The following is a 21334-nucleotide window of genomic DNA, read 5'->3' on the forward strand; positions in this document are numbered from 1 at the left end:
CGAGGGGATTCGGGCGTGGATGGCGCCGCAGGACCAGCCCCATGAGCGCTTTGAGTTCCCTGAAGAAGTCCTCCCCCGCGGCAATGCGCTCTAAAGGAAGCTACCCTGGCTGCGTCAGGGATCCGCTCCCGGCGAATCTTGAGTAATCAAAAATCAAAAACTAAAGAGTTCAGGGATCCCTCATGGGATCCCTTTTTGTGTTGGGCGCGAGGTGGCTAGGAAGGGATCCCGTCTCGCAGGCGGGCGCGAATGGCTTGCCAGATCTGTTCAACCAATTGGGGCGGGCTAGTTTCTGACCGGATGGGCACCCGCACATCGGCTTGGGCGTAGAACGGCTCTCGCTCTTGCATCAGCTTGTACAGGGCAGCTTGGGGGTCGGGGGTTTGCAGCAGGGGGCGTTGGCCGGGATCCCGCTTGAGCCGCTGCCAAATCAGCTCGGGGGTCGCATCCAGCCAAACGGTGAGGCCATGGTGCAAGTAGCTCCAATTTTTGGGGCGCAACACAATGCCGCCGCCTGTGGCGATCACCAGCCGGGTGTAGCTGCTCAACTGGGCCAACACCTGCGTCTCCAGATCCCGAAAGTAGGCTTCCCCATGCTCCGCGAAGATCTGGGCGATGGAAGAGCCTCCCACCTGCTCCACCAGCCCATCGGTGTCGAAAAATTGAAAGCGCAACTGGGCTGCCAGCTCCGATCCCACGGTGGATTTGCCGCTGCCCATCATCCCAATGAGATAAACATTTACGCCGCGCAGGCGCTCAACTTCCTCGGGGTGGATCATGGGAAAGGTACCTAGATATAGCCATGCTCGGCCAGAAACTCCAGAGAAACGCTGCTCTCGGGGGGCAGCAAGCCCAGCAATTTTTCCACATACTTGCCCAAAATATCCGCCTCTATGTTGACGGGATCCCCAACTTGGAGCTGAGAAAGGTTGGTCTCGCGGTAGGTTTGGGGGATCACAGCCACCTTGAACCAGCAGCCCCCTTGGCGCACCTCGGCAATGGTCAAGCTCACCCCATTCACCGCCACGCTGCCCTTGGGTACGATGTAACGCCCGATCTCTTCAGGAACCTTGAAGCTCAGCTCCCAGGCGTTGCCGGTGGCGGCTTGATCCCACAGTTGCCCCACCCCATCGATATGGCCGCTGACAAAATGCCCCCCTAACTTGTCTCCTACCCGCAGCGCCGGTTCCAGGTTGACTGTGCGCGGGCCGAGGGATCCCTGGCCCCAAGTCGAGCGCCGCAGGGTTTCCGGCGAAACATCGGCCAAAAATCCATCGGGCAGAATCTCCACCACCGTCAGGCAAAGGCCGTCCACCGCCACGCTATCTCCATAGGCCAACTGAGGTTGCAACCGGGGACAGGTAACCCGTAGCTGTGAAGAATTGATCAACTGGGCTGTGCCCAAACTTCGAACCAGACCCGTAAACATTGCTTTGGCTCCTTAGGTTTTGCCGGCTGCCTTTTTGGCTTTCTGCTTTTCTCGTTCTTTGGCTCGTTTTTCGGCAGCGATTCGCTCTTGTCGGGCTTTCTCTTTCTCTTCAGCGATCTTTTCTAGATAGTAGTGATAGTTGCCCTGGTAGGCGACCAACTCTCCGTTGCGAATCTCTACAATCTTGTTGGCCACTTTTGAGATAAAGTAGCGGTCGTGAGAAACAAGGATCACCGTGCCATCGTAATGCTGTAAAGCTTCTTCCAGCATCTCTTTGGCCGGGATATCTAAGTGGTTGGTGGGCTCATCCAAAATCAGTAGGTTGGCCGGCTGAAGTAGCATTTTCGCCAACGCCAAGCGGGCTTTTTCTCCCCCGCTCAAAGCCGCTACTTTCTTAAAAACGGCGTCGCCGCTGAACAAAAAGCGACCCAACAGCGTGCGCACTTCTTCGTTTTTCCAGTCGGGCACTTCGTCATGGATGGTGTCCAAGACGGTTTTGCTCAGATCCAAAGCCTCTGCTTGATTTTGCTCGAAGTAGGCAGGGATCACATTGTGTGCTCCCAATTTCACAGATCCCTCGGTAGGTTGCTCTAGGCCGGTGATAAGACGCAGCAGGGTGGATTTTCCTGCCCCATTGGGCCCCAGAAAGGCGACGCGATCCCCACGCTCGATCAACAGCTCCGCACCCAAAAACAAAATCTTATCTCCATAAATGTGCGTCAAATTCTCGATCTTCACCACCTCGCGACCACTGCGGGGAGCAGGGGGAAAGCGAAACTTGAGGGTACGCACGTCGCCAATGGGCGCTTCGACCCGCTCGATCTTTTCCAGTTGTTTTTCGCGGCTTTTGGCCTGAGTGCTGCGGGTGGCACTGGCCCGGAAGCGATCGATGAAGGTTTGTTGCCTTTCAATTTCCTTTTGCTGACGTTCGTAGGCAGCTTGTTGTGCCTCTCGCCGCTCAGCTTTTTGGAGTAGGTATTGAGAATAGTTACCCAAGTATGTCGTAGAAACTCCTCGCTCCGTCTCCACAATTTGGGTGCAAAGCCGATCCAAAAACTCTCGATCATGAGAAACAATCACCATGGGGATCGTCAAGCTCTTGAGGTAGTTTTCCAGCCACTCAATAGTCTCCAAGTCTAGGTGGTTGGTCGGCTCGTCTAGCAACATCAAATCGGGTTTTTGCAGCAGGATTTTCCCCAGGCTGATGCGCATCTGCCAGCCGCCGCTGAAGGCGCTCACCAACCGATCCCCGTCCTCCGGCTCAAACCCCATTTCCGGCAGGATTTTCTCAATACGCGCCTCCAGTTCATAGCCATGTAAACTCTCAAATTGGCGCTGTAGACGATCTAGACGGCGCAAAAGGGTTTCCAACGTGTCCGCGTCCGCCTGCTCCATCTGTTGGGTGATTTGGGCAATTTCTTGGTGAATGCGGTTTTCCTCTTGAAAGACTGTCCAGAACTCTTCTCGCACCGTTCGGGCGGGATCCACTCCAAATTCTTGGGTGAGATAGGCGATGCGCAGGTTGGCGGGGCGGATCACCTCGCCGCTGGTCGGTTCTTCTTGCCCGCAGATAATCTTGAGCTGGGTGGTCTTTCCGGCCCCGTTTACTCCCACTAGGCCGACGCGATCCCCAGGCTTAACTTCCCAGTTCACATCCTTGAGCACCTCACCGGTGGGATAGATTTTGCTAATGTGTTCCAGTCGCAGCATAATGCTCCTTGGGGATCGGGACCAATTGGAGAAGTGTGGCGTTTTCTTTACATTCTTTACTCGATTTTACGTATTCTTGGGATCCCTGTCCATGGATCCTGAGCAATTTCTGCTTGATTTCTCCCTCTCATTGATCTTGTCGGGATCCACGACAGCGTTTAATATTTCTGGTTTGCCTTCAGAAGTGCCTGCTGAACCCTGTTCGATCTTTTTTCATGTCTTCAGGGCTTGTTTGTCGGTACCCTTAGTATGGACTCTTTTGCCAGAAGCCTTGTGAGGCTTCTCTAAGGCTTAAACGACATCTAATGCCAGCGGGGAAAAGCCAGTTCCTGAGAGAGATTGAAGTAGCCGGTCGTGATGACAATGAGGAAGGTTGATCGGATAAGTTTTCAGTGTATGGGATGCTTACTTCGTCTCTTGTTTCTGAAATCCCCGGCAACCTATTTTTCTCTTTTGGGCATGTCCTAATGAGCTATCAATCCATTGATATTAGCAGTCAGCCCAGACAAGTTATGTTCTCTTGAGTTGACTTCTTATCTAACATAAAACCTTTGTTGATTTTGACAGGAAAGCCAATGGCGACGGGGATCAACTCAGAAGGACACTGCGCCTTGGCTTGATCCTCGATCCTCGAGGGAACGGGGGGATCCCTGAAACAGGGCAGGATGACCTGTTCTGCCTCCCTGAACCGACAGAGGATTTTGTCTGTGGGCAGGCGGCTGTTGGGCCAGAAGCCGCTTCACCTCTGCATTAAGCTGACTTTCGTTGAAGGGCTTGGTCAAGTAGGCGGTTGCCCCCGACCACTTGCCGCGGATGCGGGCCAGCAGACCATCGCGAGCGGTAACCATCAGGATGGGAAGGGACTTAAACTCTTCTAAGCTGCGCACAATGCGGCAAAGCTCTAGACCATCGATCCCCGGCATGGCGATATCCATCAACAACAGGTGGGGCCGATGCTGAAACAACAAAGGAAGCACCTCGGCGGGGTTGCCCGTTGTAATCACCTGATAGTTGGGCAAATACTGCCGTAGGATTTCCTGCATCACCACGCTGTCGTCCACCGCCAAGATGGTTATCGGGTTGTGGCGCTTGGTCTGCAGCAGCTCTTGGGGCGTTTGTAGGCTGACCAACCCTTTTTTCGCCCAGGATGCAAAGAGATTGGCCACCTCCAGCCGATCTCGACACAGCTTCTTGGCGATCACCTCCAGCGACTGGCCATCTTTGGTGAGGGTGTGGAGCTTCTGTCGTTGCTCATCGGTGATGCGGTAGCGGTTGACCCGTTCCCAATTGACCACCGGCACCGCCAACAGGGTTGGGATCGCCACCTTCAAATCTGCCCAGCGATCGTGGCGCCGGGCGGCTTCTTGCAGCAGCGGCTCCAACTCAAACCCGCCAATGGGGGCCTCTTGGGCGACCTGCTCCTGCACCTCAAAGTAACAGGTGCCTGCCCGTTCGAATAGGTAGCGGTCGAAATCGGTAAGCAGGTTGAGCCACAGGGCATCTTCCAGCTCCCCCGGCTTGAGCAGGCCCAATTGCGTGATAGCCTCCAGCAGCTCAGGTAAGGAATGGTCTTTCACCAAGCGCTCTTGCACCACCGAGATGGCCCGCTGTGGCCATTCCAAGTTGAGGCGAGGAATAAAGCGGGAGATTCGTTTCAGCAGGATTTGCGTGTTGAGGGGTTGATCGGCAGAAAAAAGCAGCCTGCCGTGGTAGTAGGTCAACACCCAGGGTTCCGCACCCTCAGAGGGATCCAGTCCCTTGAGGTGAATGTGCAGATATCCAGTGGTAAACCGCCAACCTTGCTGCCTGAGCAGTGGCGCAAGTTCCTCCGAGCCGAACACAAAACGGGACATGCAGCGTTCTCCGGGCCAACTTCTTCAGGCCAAATGAGCAGCGATTCACCTCAGCCACACGCTCAAACCGTCGAAAGGAGAGCTTCAGAGAGCTCACTTATTTTAACAACTGGCTGATCTTAGCTTTCCCGGCCATTCCTTTACAGCAAGGGAATACCGCTTTGCCAACCAGGATATACACCCATGCAATCCCATATGCAGTGCCTTGAAGGATTACCATTGCAAGGCTAGGGTCCGGCTATGGCTCTATCTTTCTAAATTGAGAGCCTGCCGTTGGGCTTGGAGCAATTCTTGGATCCCGGCTTGGGCCATCTCCAACATTTGTAGCAGTTGCGGGCGACTGAAGCAGGCGGCTTCGGCAGTGCCCTGGATCTCGATGAAGGATCCCTGCTCGTTCATAACAATGTTCATGTCCACCTCGGCTTGGCTGTCTTCCTCATAGCACAGATCCACAAGTACCTCTCCCTGCACAATTCCTACTGAAAGGGCCGCCACCTGCTGCCGCAGCGGGGATCCCTGGGCCGGATCCAGCGCCCCCTGTTTGTACAGCCAAGTGATGGCGTCGTGCAGAGCCACATAGCCCCCTGTGATCGCGGCGGTGCGCGTTCCGCCATCGGCCTGCAGCACATCGGCATCGACGGTGATGGTACGGGATCCCAGCTTGCGAAAATCCAAGGCGGCGCGCAGACTGCGCCCGATGAGCCGTTGAATCTCGGCAGTACGGCCCGATAGTTTCAACATTTCCCGCGGCTGTCGTTGTTGCGTGGCTCCGGGCAACATGCGGTACTCAGCCGTCAGCCAGCCTTGGCCGGTGTTCTGCAGAAAAGGGGGAACTTCTTCGGCCACACTGGCGGTGCAAAGGACATGGGTATGGCCGAACTTGACCAACACCGAGCCAGGGGCATAGCGGGTAAAGTGGCGCTCAAAAGAAACCGGGCGCAATTGAGCAGCGGTGCGATTATCTGGGCGTTGCCAGCTCATGGACAGTTCAAAAAGGGATCCCTCGCATTGTCAACCATGTCTGCCCAATGCGGCTCAGGACTTGGAATCTTTGCAGAACATGACTGGGGCGACGGCTGCGGACGGAATTGGTCTGGGAAGGCAAGGACGACAAGTGTAGCAACCGCCGCAAATTGGATATTGCCGGGTATGCCACCTCTACGCGGAAGAAAGTGAAGCACTTGTGAGCAGCAAAACTTCTAGCGGCTGATCTCAACCCTCAGCTGCCCTACTTACCTACTTATTCCCTGCTTGTCCAAGAAAATCTAAAAAAAATGCACCAGCGCACGCTGGCGCAAGAGGGTCAACTTTTACCGGTCAGACATCGACCTAGACAAGGGCAGGGATCCGAGATCCTCCCAAGGCCTCCACCAATGCCCGCACTTGAGCCACCATGGCCACTTCATCCTGGAGCCGGCTGACAGCTTTGCCCACCCCTACACCTGAAGCGCCGGCAGCAATGGCCAAGCGCACTGTTACCGTCGAGAGGCCGGAAGCGCAGATAACAGGCACCGAGACCACACGGCTAATTTCATAGGCGGCGGCCAGGGTGGGGGCAGCCTTCTCGATCAGGCCCAGGGATCCCCCGTGAACCGGCTCGGCACTGGTGCTGCCCTCGGTTTGGATGAGATCGGCTCCCAGATCCTCCAGTTTCTCGGCCAATTCTGCCTGTTGATTCAGAGGCAGAGTGTGGGGAACGGTTACCGACAAGAGCGTGCGGGGCAGAAGAGAGCGGGTTCGGCGGGTAAGGTCTAGGACTTCCGCTGCGGAGAAGATGCGGCCTGAAGGGTAGAAGCTGTCGTAATTGCCGATCTCGGCCATGTCTGCTCCTGCCTGTACGGCTGCGGCCAACTGCTGCGGCTCCACCGCCGACACACAGATGGGCAGATCGATCTGGGCGCGTACCCGCTGCACCAATTCGGGGCTGGCAGCGATATCCACCCAAGTGGCCCCTCCCTGTTGGGCGGCGCGGGTGATGCTCAGAACCGACTGCAGGTCGAAGTTTTGTAGACCGCTGATGATCTTGAGGGCCCGACGTTGGGCCAGAGCGTCGAAAAGAGCAGCGTGAGAGGCAGTGGTCATAGGCTCGTCAGCTTGTGGAAAGGCAGTCTAAGAGGAGTGAAAACAAATGGCTGCTAAAACTGGGCTTGGGGAAGCCCTTGCTCAGTCTAGAGGGTTTGCCTCAATCCCACAAGGGATCCCTCTTTACCCCATCATCCCAGTCCTTTTGGCTCACCACAATTCTTCAATAGATTCAATAGAATAGGGATCCCTTCTTGCAAGCCATCATGTATCGCTCTCCCTTCCCCTTCCTGGGCCTGCCTGAGCCGGATCCGGAGATGGCCCAAGCGATTCTCCTGCCCGTCCCCTACGAGGCCACCACCTCCTATGGCAAAGGCACCGCCAAAGGCCCTCAGGCGCTGTTGCAGGCTTCTGCCTATGTGGAGATCTACGACGAGGTACGGGATCGCCAGCCGGCTCTTCACCCCGACTTCTCGGAAGAGATCTCCCGCTACTGGACGGCCCCCCCGGTGGAGTTGGAAGGTCTGGGATCTTCCGCCCAGGAGCTGGCTATGGCCGAAATCCAGCGTCGCGCTGCCGAGTGGGTGAGACCGGGGCGGTTCCTGCTTTCCATTGGTGGGGAGCACTCCATCAGCGGGCCCCTGATTGCTGCCCACCTGGCCCATTATCCGGAGCTGCACGTCCTGCAAATCGATGCCCACTGCGACCTGAGAGATAGCTACGAGGGATCCCGCTATTCCCATGCTTCTGCCATGGCCCGCGTGGTGGAGCAAGTGGGCAGCCGCCTCACCCAAGTGGGGATCCGCTCCATCTGCGCCGAAGACCGCCAGGCCATTCGCGAGCGCCGTCTGCACACCTTTTTTGCCCACAGCCTGCACGCCAAGCCAGCCCAGGAGTGGATCCCAGAGGTGATTGCCACCTTGGGCCCCCAGGTTTACCTGACGGTGGATGTGGATGGGCTGGATCCCGCTGTGGTGCCGGCCACCGGTACCCCCGAACCTGGCGGCTTGGGCTGGTGGGAGACGGTGGAGCTGATTCGGGCACTAGGACAGCAACGGCAAATCATCGGCGCCGATGTGGTCGAGCTGTCGGTCACGGGAGAACGGGAAACCGATCGCCGCAGCGCCTTCACGGTCGCCAAACTGGCCTATCAGATCTTGGCTGCGGCCTTGGGTTAAGCTCAAGAAGAGCTTGGCCGGCCATCCCCGGGGCACCTGTTCGAGTTCTTTAGGTTTTTGGGTAACACACCTGTGAAATCGGCCCACCCCCCTCGTCCTGCTTTTGAACTTCCCGCTTTGTCCTGGATTCCCTTGGTGGGTGGGGCATTGCTGCTGATCCTCTTGGCCACCTTGCTGCAGTGCTTGGTGGTGGTGCCTGCCGGCACACGGGCCGTGGTGTTCAACTCCCTGACGGGGCTGAAGCCGCAGCCGCTGGGAGAAGGGCTGCACCTCCTGCTGCCGCTGGTGGAAACGCCTATCTTCTACGACGTGCGCACCCAAACCTACACCATGGCCTCCCAACGCTCCGAAAACCAGGGGGATGATGCGTTGAAAGTGCTCAGCGCCGACGGCCAGCAGATCTCCCTCGATGTCTCGGTGCGCTTTCGCTTGGATCCCGACCAAGTGGCCCACCTGCACCAGACCATTGGCCCTTCCTACGTGGACAAAGTGATTCGCCCAGAGGTGCGGACGGTGGTGCGCAATGAACTGGCTTTGCACCGCGCCATCGCCGTTTTCTCGGAAGAACGCGAGCAGATCCAGGAAAATGTGGAGCGGCAGCTCTCCAGCATTTTTGCTGAGAATGACCTGATCTTGCAAAACGTGCTGCTGCGCAATGTCCGCTTCTCCGACCAATTCCAAACGGCCATCGAGCAAAAGCAAATTGCCGAGCAAGAGAAAGAGCGGGAACGCTTCCTCGTGGAAAAAGCAGAGCTGGAAAAACAACGATTGGTGATCCTGGCAGAAGGAGAAGCCCAAGCCATTCGCCTCCAGGGGGAAGCCCTGAAGCAAAACCCAGAAGTGGTGCAGTTGGACTACGCGCGCAAACTGGCGCCCGGCACCCGCGTGATCATCTCCCGACCGGATCCCTGGCAGCGGTAGCGGACAGCCCGTTGGCTCTGGGTTCTGCAAAAATCTATCCCAGAGCATTGTTGCCAATTGGAACGAGAATGGGGATAGAGATCCCCGGCCTGCTGACCTGACGATGCCCCTTGACGAGCAGCTCATCCACAGCCGCATTCAGGCCATCCGATCCCAGATCCCAGACCATGTGGAGATCATGGCAGTGAGCAAAGGCTACAGTGCCGACCACATCCGCGCCGCCTATCGGGCTGGGATCCGCCACTTTGGGGAGAGTCGAGTGCAAGAGGCCGCCGTCAAACAAGGGCAACTGCAGGATCTGACCGGCATTGTTTGGCACTTAATTGGGCATCTGCAGACCAACAAAGTAAAACCAGCCCTCAAGCAATTTGCCTGGATCGACAGCGTCGATAGCTTGCGCCTGGCCAAGCTGATCAACCAAAAAGCCTGGGAGCTGCACCTCACCCCCAAGCTTTGCCTGCAGGTTAAATTGGCTCCGGATCCCAATAAGTTCGGCTGGCTCATCCCCGATCTGTTGCAGAGCCTCCCCGAACTGAACCAACTGCTGCAGGTGCAAATTGTGGGCCTGATGACCATTTTGCCTTTGGGCTTGAGCTCAGAGGCGGCCCTAGACCTGTTTCGCAAGCTGGCCGAACTGGCCGATTACATCCAGCGCAGCGGCTATGAACATCTGCAGGTGCACACCCTCTCCATGGGCATGTCCGACGATTACCCCCTGGCGGTGGCAGCAGGCTCTAACTTGATCCGACTGGGGCGCGCTTTGTTTGCCGACGCCGAGCAGGAATAGATGTGACCTCTGTGAAGCCGTTAAATTGTGATTAAATTTTGTGTAAAGCCGTACAACTCCCCAGTCGCCCTGCGGGGCACCTTTGGGGCGAGAGTTCGGCTTGGATAATCAAAAGTGGGGGGATCCCGCCCAGGATTTGCCCTATTGGGGAAATTTTGGGGAAATTTGTAATCATTTGCGTTACTTCCGTTAACGTGGGCTCAATCCAGACGGGGAGCAGAGTTTGCTCCTGCCCAGCAACGGCTTGGCAAGTGAGATGACATCTTCACTTCTTCTGGGTAAACTCTAGTCGTCGAATCAATGGGGTTTTGTTAACCTACGTTAGCCCCCACCTGCTTCGGCAGCTTCCTGAGCAAACCCTGTCTCAGCCTATTAAAAGACTTTGACCGAGAATAAACCGAGAATAAAAGGACGCCCCCTAACTTGAGTGAGCCACTCAGGATCCAATCAAGAGACTGAATCCTGCGCTCGCCGCAAACCATGACCTGTAGTGAGGATGTGCATATGAATGTCAATGGAATTTGGAGCAGGGTGAGAGATTTTGTGGGCCTGAACGATCCCGTGGACGGCCTGGAGGAGTACTCTGAAATGGAAGGGCAGGATGATTACCAACTGCTCTACGAGGGACGCCGTTCCCAACCGGCTGCTCCCCCTGAAGAGGAGGAAACGACGAGTACCCTTCCGCGAGGGCGGCGGCAACGGGGAGTGGAAGCAGGGGAAGGCTCTGCCGGTCGAGAAGAGTCGCGGGGCCATCGGCGCAGTCAACATCGGGATCGCTTGGCGGGGGGCAGTATGGGGAGCAACGTGATTGGATTACCGGGCGTAAACCCACCCACCAGTGAAGTGGTGGTGATGGAGCCGCGCAGCTTCGATGAGATGGCTCAGGTTATCCAGTACCTACGGGAGCGCAAGACGGTGATCATGAACTTGACCCTAATGGATCCCGCTGAGGCGCAGCGCTCTGTGGATTTCGTTGCCGGCGGCACCTACGCCATCGATGGCCACCAAGAGCGCATCGGAGAGAACATTTTTTTGTTCACCCCCAGCACGGTGATGGTTTCCACCCCCAGTAGCCAAGTGGTGCAGCCGCTGCAGCGCCCTTTGCAAAGCCCTACCCCCCTCTGGCCCAGCACCTATGAGCATCTGCAGGCAGTAGGTCAGCACTAGTTGCTATGGAGCGGCCACTGCTAAGTGTTATCGGGGGTGGAGCCATGGGATCCGCCCTGCTGCGGCGTTGGGTAGCTGTGGGAGTTTATCCCGCAGCGCAGGTGGCCTTGCGGGAGCCTGATCTGGATAAGGCTGTGGCCCTGCAGCAGGAGCTGGGTATCCGATTGTTGGCGGATCCATCCCAGGCGGGAGAGTCTGAGATTCTGTTTCTGGCCGTTAAACCGCAGCTCTTCCCGACAGTGGTGGCTGAGATGGGCCGGCTGTCCGCCACAGAGCTGGTGATCTCGATTATGGCCGGGATCCCCTTGCAGCAGTTGCAGCAGGCTTTTCCCAAACAAAAGGTGGTGCGCACGATGCCCAACACGCCGGCGCTGGTGGGGGCGGGCATAACGGCCATCAGCTACGGGCCAGGGGTGACGCCTATGCAGGTGGAGCAGGTGGAGAAGCTGTTTCGCGCGGTGGGCGAGGTGGTGACGGTGGCCGAAAGCCAGATGGATGCGGTGACGGCACTTTCGGGTTCCGGGCCGGGGTATCTGGCGGTGATTCTGGAAGGGCTGATCGACGGAGGGGTACAGGTGGGGCTGCCGCGTCCCATTGCTACCCAGTTGGCCCTGCAGACCTTGGCGGGTACTGCTGCCCTCTTGCAGCAAGAAAATCTGCACCCTGCCGTTCTCAAAGACCGGGTCACCAGTCCAGGGGGGACGACCATTGCCGGGATCCAAGCCTTGGAGCAGGCGGGGGTGCGGGGAGCCCTGATGCAGGCAGTGCGAGCGGCCTACGAGCGCTCTTGCCAGTTACAGGGATCCTAGCGGGCCAGCAGCCCTTGCCAGAGGGGGCGGGTGATCCAATTCCATCCCACCTTGAGCTGGTGTTCTAGGGTGGGCAGGCGCACCAGATAGGCAGTTCGCCGCGCCAAATAGCCCAGGGGGCCGGTCAGTGTGAGGCCGCCAAGGGCAGAAAGCACCGCCGTATCCACCCCCAGGCTGAGCATTTCCCCCAAGGAAAAGTAGCGAAAGGGCAAGAGAGGCCGCTCCTGGGTGAGCAAAGCCCACAGGTTCCAGGCGCAATAACCGGCCTGTTGAAAAGCCGCTTGGGCTGTGGCCGGCACCGGCTTGCCCTCCGCATCTACCACCGCTGCTGCATCTCCCAAGGCAAAGATCTCTGGGAAGGTGGGGGTCTGTAAGGTGGGCAAAACCTGCAGCCGTCCCCGCTCGGTTTTGGGCAGATCCAAATTGGCAATCACCGCTGCCGGTCGGGTTCCGACAGTCCACAGCACAGCATCCACAAGATCTGTGGCGATCTCCTGGCTCTCCAGTCGCTGGAGCTGCAGACGGAAGGGAGGGGCGCCGTTCTCGCCAAGGGCCTCGATGCCCAAGACCTTGGTTTGCAACTCCACCTGCACCCGCCGTTGGGCCAGCGCCTCTTGGGCCGCCTCCCGGCTGGAGAGAGCAAAGCCGGACAAGATTTGGGATCCCAACTCGATGAGGCGGATCCGTCCCCGCCAGCCCAGCCGATCCGCCAATTTGCAGGCCAATTCCACGCCACTAGCCCCTGCTCCTGCAATGGCCAGAGCCACAGGCTGAGCCGGATCCCGGTCTTCCAACGCCTTCAGGTGGGCGCGCAGCCGCTGAGCATCTGCCAGGGTGCGAAAGGGAAAAGCAAACTCCGCCGCTCCCGGAACGCTCTCCAGAGGGGTTTCTCCCCCCAGCGCCAGCACCAGCGCGTCGTACTCCAAGCTTTGCCCATCTTCCAGCTCCACGCGGCGGGCTTGAGGGTCAATGGCCTGGACAGATCCGCGGCGAAACTGCACCGATCCCGGGGGCAGCAGATCTTGAAAACGGGGGGCCACCTCCCAGTCTTCCATTTCTCCGGTGAGCAGCTCGTAAAGCAGGGGGGCAAAGACGAACCGCTCCTGCCGGTCGATCAAGGTGATCTGGGGTGGTTCTGGCCAGGGTTGCCGGCTCAGTTCCAAAGCTGTGTACAACCCGCCAAAGCCGCCCCCAAGAATGCAAATGCGATTCATGCTCGGATGGTTCACGTGACGTTATCAGACGTTATCAAAGTTGCGCGAAAGGCCCCGACTTAACAATCACACCCTGCTGATGCAGAAGGGGCAACGAGGGATGGCCCACCTTGGGCTTGAATTGATTTAAACTTTCCCGGCTAGACTTCTCCAGCGTAGTCTTTGTTGCCCCAGCTTTGCCAAGCCGGCACTTCTGACAGGGAAGCCCGTCGCTCGTCCAGCCAAGTTTGGAGAATTACCGCCGCCGACTGCTGATCGATTAAGCCCTTCTGGGCTTTGGCCGGGATCCCCGCCTCGCGCAGGTCCCACTCCGCCTGCACGGTGCTCAGGTATTCATTGACGGTAACAATGGGAAGATCCACGGCCACCTGCAAAGCGCGCACGAACCGCTGGACTTTGCGGGCCTGGGATCCCACCGACCCATCCGCCAGAAGGGGGATCCCCACCACCACCACGGTGGCCTGGCGGCGGCGGATCCACTCCTGCACTTGGGCAATATCCTCTGAGAGGGAACGGCGCTGGATCACCCCCAGGCCAGTAGCCAGCAGCCCCAGCCGGTCGGAGCCGGCCACGCCAATGCGGCGGTTGCCTACATCCAGCCCCAGCGCTGAAAGGGGATCCCTTGTGGCAGAATAGTTCAGGCTTATCGACATCCTTGCTGATCTTTATGGCTGCCTGGCCCCCTTTGGGGCTTGCAGTTTCCGTTCCCCTATCCTCTCTCGATGACCCTGTTTGGAGCAACACTCGATGACCAGCGCTACCCTGTCTCTCCCGAAGCATGAAGTGAAAGATCTGAACCTCGCCCCCCTGGGCAAGCAACGGATCCAGTGGGCGGCGCGGGAGATGCCGGTGCTGGCCCAGATCCGGGAGCGCTTTGCTCAAGAAAAGCCCTTGGCCGGGCTGCGCTTGGTGGCCTGCTGCCACATTACGACCGAAACGGCCAACCTGGCCCTGGCTCTACAAGCAGGGGGGGCGGATAGCGTTCTCATTGCCAGCAATCCCCTTTCCACCCAAGACGATGTGGCCGCCAGCCTGGTGGCGGACCATGGCATTTCGGTGTTTGCCCTCAAAGGAGAAGATGTGGCCACCTACCGCCGCCATGTCCAGATTGCCCTAGATCACCGCCCCAACCTGATTATCGACGATGGCGGAGATGTGACGGCGGAGCTGGTGCAGCACCGTCAGGAGCAACTGTCGGAGCTCATCGGCACCACGGAAGAGACCACCACTGGCCTGGTGCGCCTTAGGGCCATGCTCAAGGCGGGGGTGCTCAGCTTCCCGGTGATGACCGTCAACGACGCCGAGACCAAACACCTGTTCGACAACCGCTACGGCACCGGCCAATCCACCCTGGACGGGATCCTGCGCTGTACCAACATCCTTCTGGCCGGGAAGACGGTGGTGGTGGCTGGCTACGGCTGGTGCGCCAAGGGAGTGGCCATGCGGGCCCGCGGCATGGGATCCCAGGTGATTGTCACGGAAGTCAACCCGGTGCGGGCTCTGGAGGCGGTGATGGACGGCTTCCGGGTGATGCCGATGGAAGAAGCCGCTGCTCTGGGGGACATCTTCATCACCGTTACCGGCAACAAGCACGTGATTCGCGGCGAGCACTTCGACCGCATGAAGGATGGGGCGATGGTCTGCAACGCCGGCCACTTTGACATTGAAATCGACCTGGTGGCGCTGCAGGAGCGGGCCGTCTCCCGACAGACGGTGCGCCCCTTTGTGGAAGAATACCGTCTGCAGTCGGGCAAGTCAGTGGTGGTGCTGGGGGAAGGCCGCCTGATTAACTTGGCTGCTGCCGAAGGGCACCCTGCCAGCGTCATGGACATGAGCTTTGCCAACCAGGCCCTGGCCTGCGAATACCTGGTGAAAAACCGGGGCCGCTTGGCCCCAGGGCTTCACCCCATTCCTCTCGAGGTGGACGAGGCCATCGCCCGCCTCAAGCTCAAGGCCATGGGGATCCAAATCGACAGCCTCACCCCCGAGCAGATCGAGTACGGCAACACCTGGACTGCCGGGACTTAAGTGGGTTTTGGGAATTCAATCGGGAGCTGAGTCTGGGATCCCAAGCAGCAGGGCTAGCGTGCTCCCCCCAACCTCGAGCCAGGAGGGGATTCCTAGATTCTGTGAACCTGCGACCAAACGCGGGTGGGCAGACCCCAGACGTAGATGAAGCCTTCTGCTGCTTTGTGGTCGAACTGGTCTCCTGCGCCGTAGGTGGCCAGCTCGGGGTTGTAGAGGGAATAAGGGGAGCGACGGCCCACACAGACTGCCTGGCCCTTGTGCAGCCGCATCCGCACCCCGCCGGTTACGCTCTTTTGGGTGGCTTGGACGAAGGCATCCAACGCCTGCCGCAGCAGCGAATACCAGAGGCCGTTGTACACCAGTTGGCCGTAGGTGGTCTCGATGCCGTACTTGTAATGGATGACATCGCGGGTGAGGGTGAGGCTCTCCAGCTCGCGGTGGGCTTGGATCAAGACGGTTAAAGCGGGGCACTCGTAGATCTCCCGCGACTTGATCCCCACCAGGCGGTTTTCGATCATGTCAATGCGGCCCACCCCATGCAGGCCAGCTAAGGAGTTGAGCTGCTCGAAGAGGGCTTTGGGACTGAGGCGCTGCCCATCCACCCCGACAGGGATCCCTTGCTCGAACTCAATCTCCACGTAGGCGGGCTCGTCGGGTGTCTGGGAAATAGGCCGGGTGAGGGCATACACTTCCTCCGGCGGCTCCCGGTCGGCATCTTCTAGGATGCCGGCTTCAGCGCTGCGGCCCAAAATGTTGAGGTCGATGCTGTAGGGGCTGGACTTCTGCACGGGCATGGGGATCCCGTAGCGCTCCCCATAGGCAATGGTCTCCTCGCGGGTCATCCCCCACTCGCGGGCAGGGGCCAACACTTTGAGCTGGGGATTTAAAGCAGCAATAGCCAGATCAAAGCGCACCTGGTCGTTGCCTTTGCCGGTGCAGCCGTGGGCCACCGCATCGGCTCCCACCTCTTCCGCCACCTCCACCAGCAGCTTGGCAATCAGGGGTCGGGCCAGGGCCGTGGAAAGGGGGTAGCGCTGCTCGTAGAGGGCGTTGGCCTGGATGGCCGGGAAGGCATAGTCGGTAATGAGGGCCTGGACAGCCTCCCGCACCAGAGATTGCTCTGCCCCCGCCCTGAGGGCTTTGGCCTGAATGGCCTCCAGCTCCGCCCCCTGCCCCAAGTCGACTGCCAGGGCCACCACCGATTCCACCCCCCACTCGTGCTTGAGATAGGGAATGCAGACGGAAGTATCCACCCCGCCTGAATAGGCCAATACCACCTTCTTTGCCCGTCCCATGGGATCCCGCCGTTGCCGTTAAAAAGTTGCTAGCCCATTATGCCCTGTGGCAGGGATCCTGGCTGGCCTCAATGTCGGTTTCCTCAGCTATTCTCAAGGGGATTTCTCCTGCCGGGGAAAGGCCGGGGGTGTGAGTGAGCATGGCTGGCAAAAAGACGGCTGCGGCGCGTCAGAACTCCGGGTACAAGCGAGCTGTATGGCTGGGGATCCTGTCGCTGCTGAGCTTTGTGGCCGGGATGGGGTTTGCCGCCCTCTCCCAGCCAGAGGTGGGATCCCCTGTTGCCGTCTCCGAGTCGGAGGTGCCCCGTTTTACCGCCCACGGTTGGCCCTTGTTGGATCCCTTGCCGCAGCCGGACGAGATTTGGGAGTGCGAGCTGGTGGTGGTGGGCGGATCCCTGGGAGGGGTGGCAGCGGCAGGCCATGCCATGCGAGGGGGGGTGCAGACCTGTCTCATCGAGCTCACCCCTTGGCTGGGGGGTCAGATTACCTCCCAGGGGGTATCGGCCATTGATGAATCGCTGCCGATGCGGCAGCGGGGCAATTTTTCCCGCCACTGGCTGGAGTTCAAGGCCTTGATCGAAAGCCAGCCGGTGCATCTGCCGGCCTGGACAGGGATCCCTCCGGGAACCCGCGTATCCGAGATCAACAGTTGCTGGGTGGGAGGGCTGTGTTTTCCGCCTCAGGCGGGGCTGCAGGCGGTGGAAACCTGGCTGCAACAGGCAGCTCAAAATGCCCCCAACAGCCGCTGGGCTACCCAAACGGCTTTTAAGGGGGCCACCTTCAGCGCCGATGGATCCCAGATTGAAAGCATTTACGCTGTGCAGCGGCAACCCCGGGATCCCGATTTTGTGCCACCGGGACGGCTGTGGCGGGAGCTGGTGAGCTGGTATGGCTGGCAGGAGACGGAAGTTTTTGCCAAACGGGTGTTGAGGCTGCAGGCACCACCAGGCCGCAACCTGTTTGTTATCGATGCCACCGATACCGGCGAGCTGGTGGGCTGGGCCGGGATCCCCTATCGGCTGGGTTCGGAAGGGCGAGACGTGACCGGAGAGCCCAATGCCGCCCCCGCCAGCAACCCGGAGTGCACTCAAGCCTTTACCTTTCCCTTCGTGCTGGCCATCCACGACGATGGCGGTCGCTCCCGCGCCGAGCTGGTCCAGCTGCAGCCGGGCTATTCCCGCGCCGAACACCGCCGCGAGTTCGACATGGAGGGTTTCCCCACCTTCAGCGGCCAGAGCTTTTTCAATTACCGCCGCATCGTCAGCAAGGGTCGCCGGGATCCCTTCTACAGCACGCCTGTTCCAGGCGACCTGACGCTGGTGAACTGGAACCGCGGCAACGACTGGGGGATCATGAACCCGCCCCTGATCCTGACGGAAGAGCGGCTAGTGGCCTCAGGGCAGCGCCACAACTGGCTGGGGGGCCTGGATGTCTCGGCCATCAAAGATGGAGAAAACCACGCCCTGCTGTTTGCCGAGTGGCTGATGGAAACCCAATCCCGCAGCGGCTATCCCCTGTCCTTGGTGTTTGCCGAAGAGTCCTTGCTGGGCACCCGCTCCGGCCTCAGCCTCTACCCCTACATCCGGGAAGGTCGACGCATTCTGGGGCGATCTGCCTACGGCCAAGCGGAGTTCCTGATGTTGGAGCAGGATATTCGCGTCGGCACCACTGGGGGACGGGACTTCAGCCCCACCGTGGTGGGAGTTACCCACTACGCCATCGACATCCATGGCTGTCGCTACCGCAACTGGGAGCCATCTCTGTCGGCCAGCTCCGCGCCAGTCAACGAGTTTTCCGTCCGCCCCATTCTCATTCCCTTAGAAGCCCTGATCCCGCAGAAGGTGGATAACCTGCTCATCGGCGGCAAAGGGATCGCCGTCAGCCACATTGTCAACGCCGCCACCCGGGTGCATTACGGCGAATGGACCATCGGCTCGGCGGCAGGGCTGACCGTGGCTTGGCTGCACAGCCAGGATCCCAGCTTGATCCCAGCTCAGATCGTGCCGCAAGGCAAAATGGCCGATTTACAGCGCTACCTGATCTCCCATGGGCAAAGACTGCAATGGTGATCCAAGAGGACACCGTCTCAGCGCGAACGACAGATCCCCACCCAATCGACCCAATTTTTCCGATATCGGGGCCCTAGCCCTCAGAGGGAAGTGAATCGGGATCCCTGCCTGCGCGGGCATCTTCGCTACTTTTGCCATAGCGCTGCTGCCGCCACCACACCAACAGGGGGCTGGCGATAAAAATGCTGGAATACACCCCCAAAGTAAAGCCAATGAGCAGGGCAATGGCAAACCCCTTCAAGGTAGCTCCCCCGAAAATGGCGATGGCAACTAGGGGCAGCATCGTCGTCAGGGTGGTGTTCAGGGAGCGGGCAAAGGTCTGGTTCAGAGATAGGTTTACCACCTCGGCCAGGCTGACCTTGCGGCTCACCAGACGCAGATTCTCGCGGATGCGGTCGTAGATGACCACGGTGTCGTTGACGGAAAAGCCGATGATGGTCAGCAGCGCCACCACAAACAGGCTGTCCGCCTCCATACCCACCGTCAGGCCCAAAAGGGCAAATAGCCCTATCGTCAACACTACATCGTGCAGCAGCGCCACAATGGCAAACACCGCGTAATCCCACTGGAAGCGCAGGGCCAGGTACAGCACGATGAGCCCGAAAGAGATGAGCACGGCCACGATGCCGGAACGCAAGAGCAAACGCCCCACCGTCGGGCCCACTGTCTCCACCAGGTTGCGCTGGAAGGGGGCAACCTCCTGCCGCAGGGTGGCTTCCACGGCCAGCCGCTCTTGCTCAGTCAAGGGGGGCATGCGGATCAGGGCTTCCTGCCCCGTTTGGGTGTCCAGCTGGATGATGCTGGTGCCCAGGTTGTGTTCCTGCAGCGCCCGTCGCAGCTCCTCGGTGGTGACAGGCCGCTCAAAGCTCAGATCCAGCAAGGTGCCGCCGGAAAAATCCAACCCCAGCCGCAGGGGAGTTCCCAGAGAAGCCAGGGAAAAGGCCATGCTGACCAGCCCCACCAGCAGCACCGCCAAGGACAAGCTGAACCACAGCTTGCTCCGTCCAACAATGTCGAAGCGATAGTCGAGCAACCGAGAGGCGGGATCTACGGGGGATAGCTCTTGAGCCGTCATGATTGGGCCGCCTCCATCCGAACGCCGTAAAACTCAGGTTTGCGCAAGCTGGGGATCCCCATTGCCGCCAAGAGCAGGCTACGGGTGCAGGTGATGGCCGTAAAGAAGCTCACCAGAATGCCAATGCCCAGGGTTACCGCAAACCCTTTCACCAGTCCCATCCCTAGCCAGAAAAGCACGCCACAGACCAAAAGGGTGGTCACATTGCTGTCCAGGATGCTGCTGAAGGCGCGGTTAAACCCTTCCGAAATGGACTTGTAGATGGATTTGCCGGCCCGCAACTCTTCTTTAATGCGCTCGAAGATCAACACGTTGGCATCCACCGCCATGCCGATGCTGAGGATAAAGCCGGCGATCCCCGGCAGAGTCATGGTTACCCCCAGCAGTTGGAAGAGAGCAAAGGTGCAGAGGGCGTAGATGAGCAGAGCGATGTCGGCAATCAGCCCTGGCAGGCGATAGTAGGCCACCATAAAGACGAAAACCAGCACCAGGCCCCCGATCCCGGCATAGAGGCTGCGGCGCACGCTCACTTCCCCCAAAGTGGCCCCGACAGTGCGATTTTCAATCACCTGAATGGGAACCGGCAGCGCTCCTGCCCTGAGCTTGACCGCCAAGTCAGTGGCGGTTTCCACCGTAAAATTGCCCGTGATCACCGCCGTCCCGCCGGTGATGCCGGTGCGGGCAAACTCCGGCCCCACGATCGGGGCACTGATCAACACGTCGTCCAGAAAAATGCCCAATGGACGTTCTGTTCCGGCCAGATCTCGGGTGAGCTGAGTAAATTTTTCTGCCCCCTCCGGCTTGAACTCCAGCAGCACCTCCCAACTCTGGGATCCGCGGCGAGGGGCTTGGGGATAGGCATTGCGCAGCAGATCCCCGGTGAGGCCGACCCGCTCAAACAGAGTATCCGGATCCTCCCCCGCTGTTATCTCTCCCCGCTCGTTGCGGGGCAGCGCGCCGACGGGAACCAAGCCCTTGCGAAACTCCAGTTGGGCTGTATCTCCAAGGAGAGCAATGGCCCGATCCGGATCCGCCACCCCCGGCAACTGCACGAACAGGCGGTCTTGGCCGCTGATCTGCACCAGAGGCTCAGCCACCCCCAGCCCGTTGATCCGCTGCTGGATGACGGCCTCTACCCCCTGCATCACTTCGGGGGTGATTTCAGGCACCTCCTCGGTGGGCACAGCTTGTAGCGTGAGCTGGGTTCCTCCCTTGAGGTCAAGGCCAAGGCGAACCTCCCGGCTGAAGCCCAAGTAAACGAGGGCAACCACCACGGCCAAGATGAAGATCAGCCCTCGCAAAAAGGAGAGCCGACTGAGCCACGACGCTGAGGATCTAGCCATACTGCTGAGAAGGTGAGGAACACGGTCGCACTCGATCTGAGGCTCTTAGGATTTTGGCACTTTGTAAACTACCCGACCCTACACCGCCTTAGCAGTGTAGCGCGGGCTTTCAGTAGCCCTGAGCCTGTTATGCTCTACCAGAGAACAAAACAAGCCCGAACCTCTAGGCTGGTTTACGACAGCCCCCAAAAGCGCAATCACATTCGCACCATTCAAATCCGCATCCCCTTCCCATCCACAGTGTCCACACTTAAACTGCTTCCCACTGCGATAGGATTGCGCAGGGTCGGGATGAATGTGCAAACACCGGTGGCAGGTCTGCGACGTGTAGGCAGGCGCAACAAGAATCAGAGCAACCCCCGCACGCAGAGCCTTGTACTCCAAAAATTGACGGAGTTGATAAAACGCCCAACTGTTGGCCCTGCGCCGTTCGG

The 21334-nt window shown here is 59.1% G+C and carries 19 protein-coding genes and 1 pseudogene; 8 read left to right on the forward strand and 12 right to left on the reverse strand.

Annotation, left to right across the window (positions count from 1 at the left end):
• A pseudogene (locus tag ACVWZG_RS12790) lies at window positions 1–94 on the forward strand (photosystem II protein D2); the annotation flags it as partial.
• A 121-nt stretch (window positions 95–215) separates the two neighbouring features.
• Here ACVWZG_RS12790 and ACVWZG_RS12795 read toward each other — a convergent pair.
• From ACVWZG_RS12795 to ACVWZG_RS12820, 6 genes are all read right to left on the reverse strand, one after another.
• The gene (locus tag ACVWZG_RS12795) at window positions 216–779 is read right to left on the reverse strand and encodes a shikimate kinase (RefSeq protein WP_414374890.1); all 564 of its coding nucleotides are present in this window, start codon (window positions 777–779) and stop codon (window positions 216–218) included.
• An 11-nt stretch (window positions 780–790) separates the two neighbouring features.
• Window positions 791–1429, reverse strand: coding sequence for a riboflavin synthase (locus ACVWZG_RS12800; RefSeq protein ID WP_414332173.1), 639 nt, complete (start codon window positions 1427–1429; stop codon window positions 791–793).
• Window positions 1430–1441: 12 nt separating this feature from the next.
• Entirely contained in the window at window positions 1442–3139 is a 1698-nt protein-coding gene (locus ACVWZG_RS12805; RefSeq protein ID WP_414332172.1) for an ABC transporter ATP-binding protein, read from the reverse strand.
• 593 nt (window positions 3140–3732) lie between these two features.
• Window positions 3733–4992, reverse strand: coding sequence for a response regulator (locus ACVWZG_RS12810; protein ID WP_457407334.1), 1260 nt, complete (start codon window positions 4990–4992; stop codon window positions 3733–3735).
• A 246-nt stretch (window positions 4993–5238) separates the two neighbouring features.
• Window positions 5239–5973: a ribonuclease PH gene (gene rph, locus ACVWZG_RS12815; protein ID WP_011433341.1), complete on the reverse strand. Its 735-nt coding sequence runs from the start codon at window positions 5971–5973 to the stop codon at window positions 5239–5241.
• 348 nt (window positions 5974–6321) lie between these two features.
• On the reverse strand, window positions 6322–7074 hold the full coding sequence (locus ACVWZG_RS12820) for a DUF561 domain-containing protein (protein WP_011433343.1): 753 nt from the start codon (window positions 7072–7074) through the stop codon (window positions 6322–6324).
• A gap of 194 nt (window positions 7075–7268) precedes the next feature.
• Here ACVWZG_RS12820 and speB point away from each other — a divergent pair, with 194 nt between their 5' ends.
• The 5 genes from speB (at window position 7269) to proC (ending at window position 11876) form a co-directional block, all read left to right on the forward strand.
• Window positions 7269–8192: an agmatinase gene (speB, locus tag ACVWZG_RS12825; RefSeq protein WP_457407335.1), complete on the forward strand. Its 924-nt coding sequence runs from the start codon at window positions 7269–7271 to the stop codon at window positions 8190–8192.
• A gap of 72 nt (window positions 8193–8264) precedes the next feature.
• A complete protein-coding gene (locus ACVWZG_RS12830; RefSeq protein WP_457407337.1) occupies window positions 8265–9113 on the forward strand; it encodes a prohibitin family protein in 849 nt (282 codons plus the stop codon).
• A 103-nt stretch (window positions 9114–9216) separates the two neighbouring features.
• Entirely contained in the window at window positions 9217–9900 is a 684-nt protein-coding gene (locus tag ACVWZG_RS12835) for a YggS family pyridoxal phosphate-dependent enzyme (RefSeq protein WP_457407339.1), read from the forward strand.
• A gap of 588 nt (window positions 9901–10488) precedes the next feature.
• Window positions 10489–11067, forward strand: coding sequence for a cell division protein SepF (locus tag ACVWZG_RS12840; protein WP_457407347.1), 579 nt, complete (start codon window positions 10489–10491; stop codon window positions 11065–11067).
• Between the two features lie 5 nt (window positions 11068–11072).
• Complete coding sequence (proC, locus tag ACVWZG_RS12845) at window positions 11073–11876, forward strand: pyrroline-5-carboxylate reductase (RefSeq protein WP_011433348.1); 804 nt, start codon at window positions 11073–11075, stop codon at window positions 11874–11876.
• Here proC and ACVWZG_RS12850 read toward each other — a convergent pair.
• Window positions 11873–13090, reverse strand: coding sequence for an NAD(P)/FAD-dependent oxidoreductase (locus tag ACVWZG_RS12850; RefSeq protein WP_457407349.1), 1218 nt, complete (start codon window positions 13088–13090; stop codon window positions 11873–11875). The genes proC and ACVWZG_RS12850 overlap by 4 nt on opposite strands.
• 140 nt (window positions 13091–13230) lie before the next feature.
• Complete coding sequence (gene ruvX, locus ACVWZG_RS12855) at window positions 13231–13743, reverse strand: Holliday junction resolvase RuvX (RefSeq protein WP_457395477.1); 513 nt, start codon at window positions 13741–13743, stop codon at window positions 13231–13233.
• 94 nt (window positions 13744–13837) lie between these two features.
• Between ruvX and ahcY the strand changes: the two genes are divergently transcribed.
• Window positions 13838–15118 (forward strand): adenosylhomocysteinase, encoded by a 1281-nt coding sequence (gene ahcY, locus ACVWZG_RS12860; protein WP_457407340.1) that lies wholly within the window; start codon window positions 13838–13840, stop codon window positions 15116–15118.
• Window positions 15119–15210: 92 nt separating this feature from the next.
• On the opposite strand, the gene ACVWZG_RS12865 is transcribed toward ahcY, so the two are convergent.
• Window positions 15211–16413, reverse strand: a complete 1203-nt coding sequence (locus tag ACVWZG_RS12865; protein WP_457407342.1) for an argininosuccinate synthase — start codon at window positions 16411–16413, stop codon at window positions 15211–15213.
• A 236-nt stretch (window positions 16414–16649) separates the two neighbouring features.
• Between ACVWZG_RS12865 and ACVWZG_RS12870 the strand changes: the two genes are divergently transcribed.
• Window positions 16650–18482 (forward strand): FAD-dependent oxidoreductase, encoded by a 1833-nt coding sequence (locus ACVWZG_RS12870; protein ID WP_457407351.1) that lies wholly within the window; start codon window positions 16650–16652, stop codon window positions 18480–18482.
• Between the two features lie 73 nt (window positions 18483–18555).
• Here the strand turns inward: ACVWZG_RS12870 and secF are convergent, their stop codons facing one another.
• The 3 genes from secF to ACVWZG_RS12885 form a co-directional block, all read right to left on the reverse strand.
• Window positions 18556–19557 (reverse strand): protein translocase subunit SecF, encoded by a 1002-nt coding sequence (gene secF / locus ACVWZG_RS12875; protein ID WP_414331115.1) that lies wholly within the window; start codon window positions 19555–19557, stop codon window positions 18556–18558.
• The gene (gene secD, locus ACVWZG_RS12880; RefSeq protein ID WP_457407344.1) at window positions 19554–20900 is read right to left on the reverse strand and encodes a protein translocase subunit SecD; all 1347 of its coding nucleotides are present in this window, start codon (window positions 20898–20900) and stop codon (window positions 19554–19556) included. Before secD ends, secF begins: the two co-directional genes overlap by 4 nt.
• A 78-nt stretch (window positions 20901–20978) precedes the next feature.
• On the reverse strand, window positions 20979–21334 hold a 356-nt coding region (locus ACVWZG_RS12885; RefSeq protein WP_457407346.1), incomplete at its 5' end, for a zinc ribbon domain-containing protein.

The sequence above is a fragment of the Thermostichus sp. OS-CIW-33 genome (assembly GCF_054059615.1).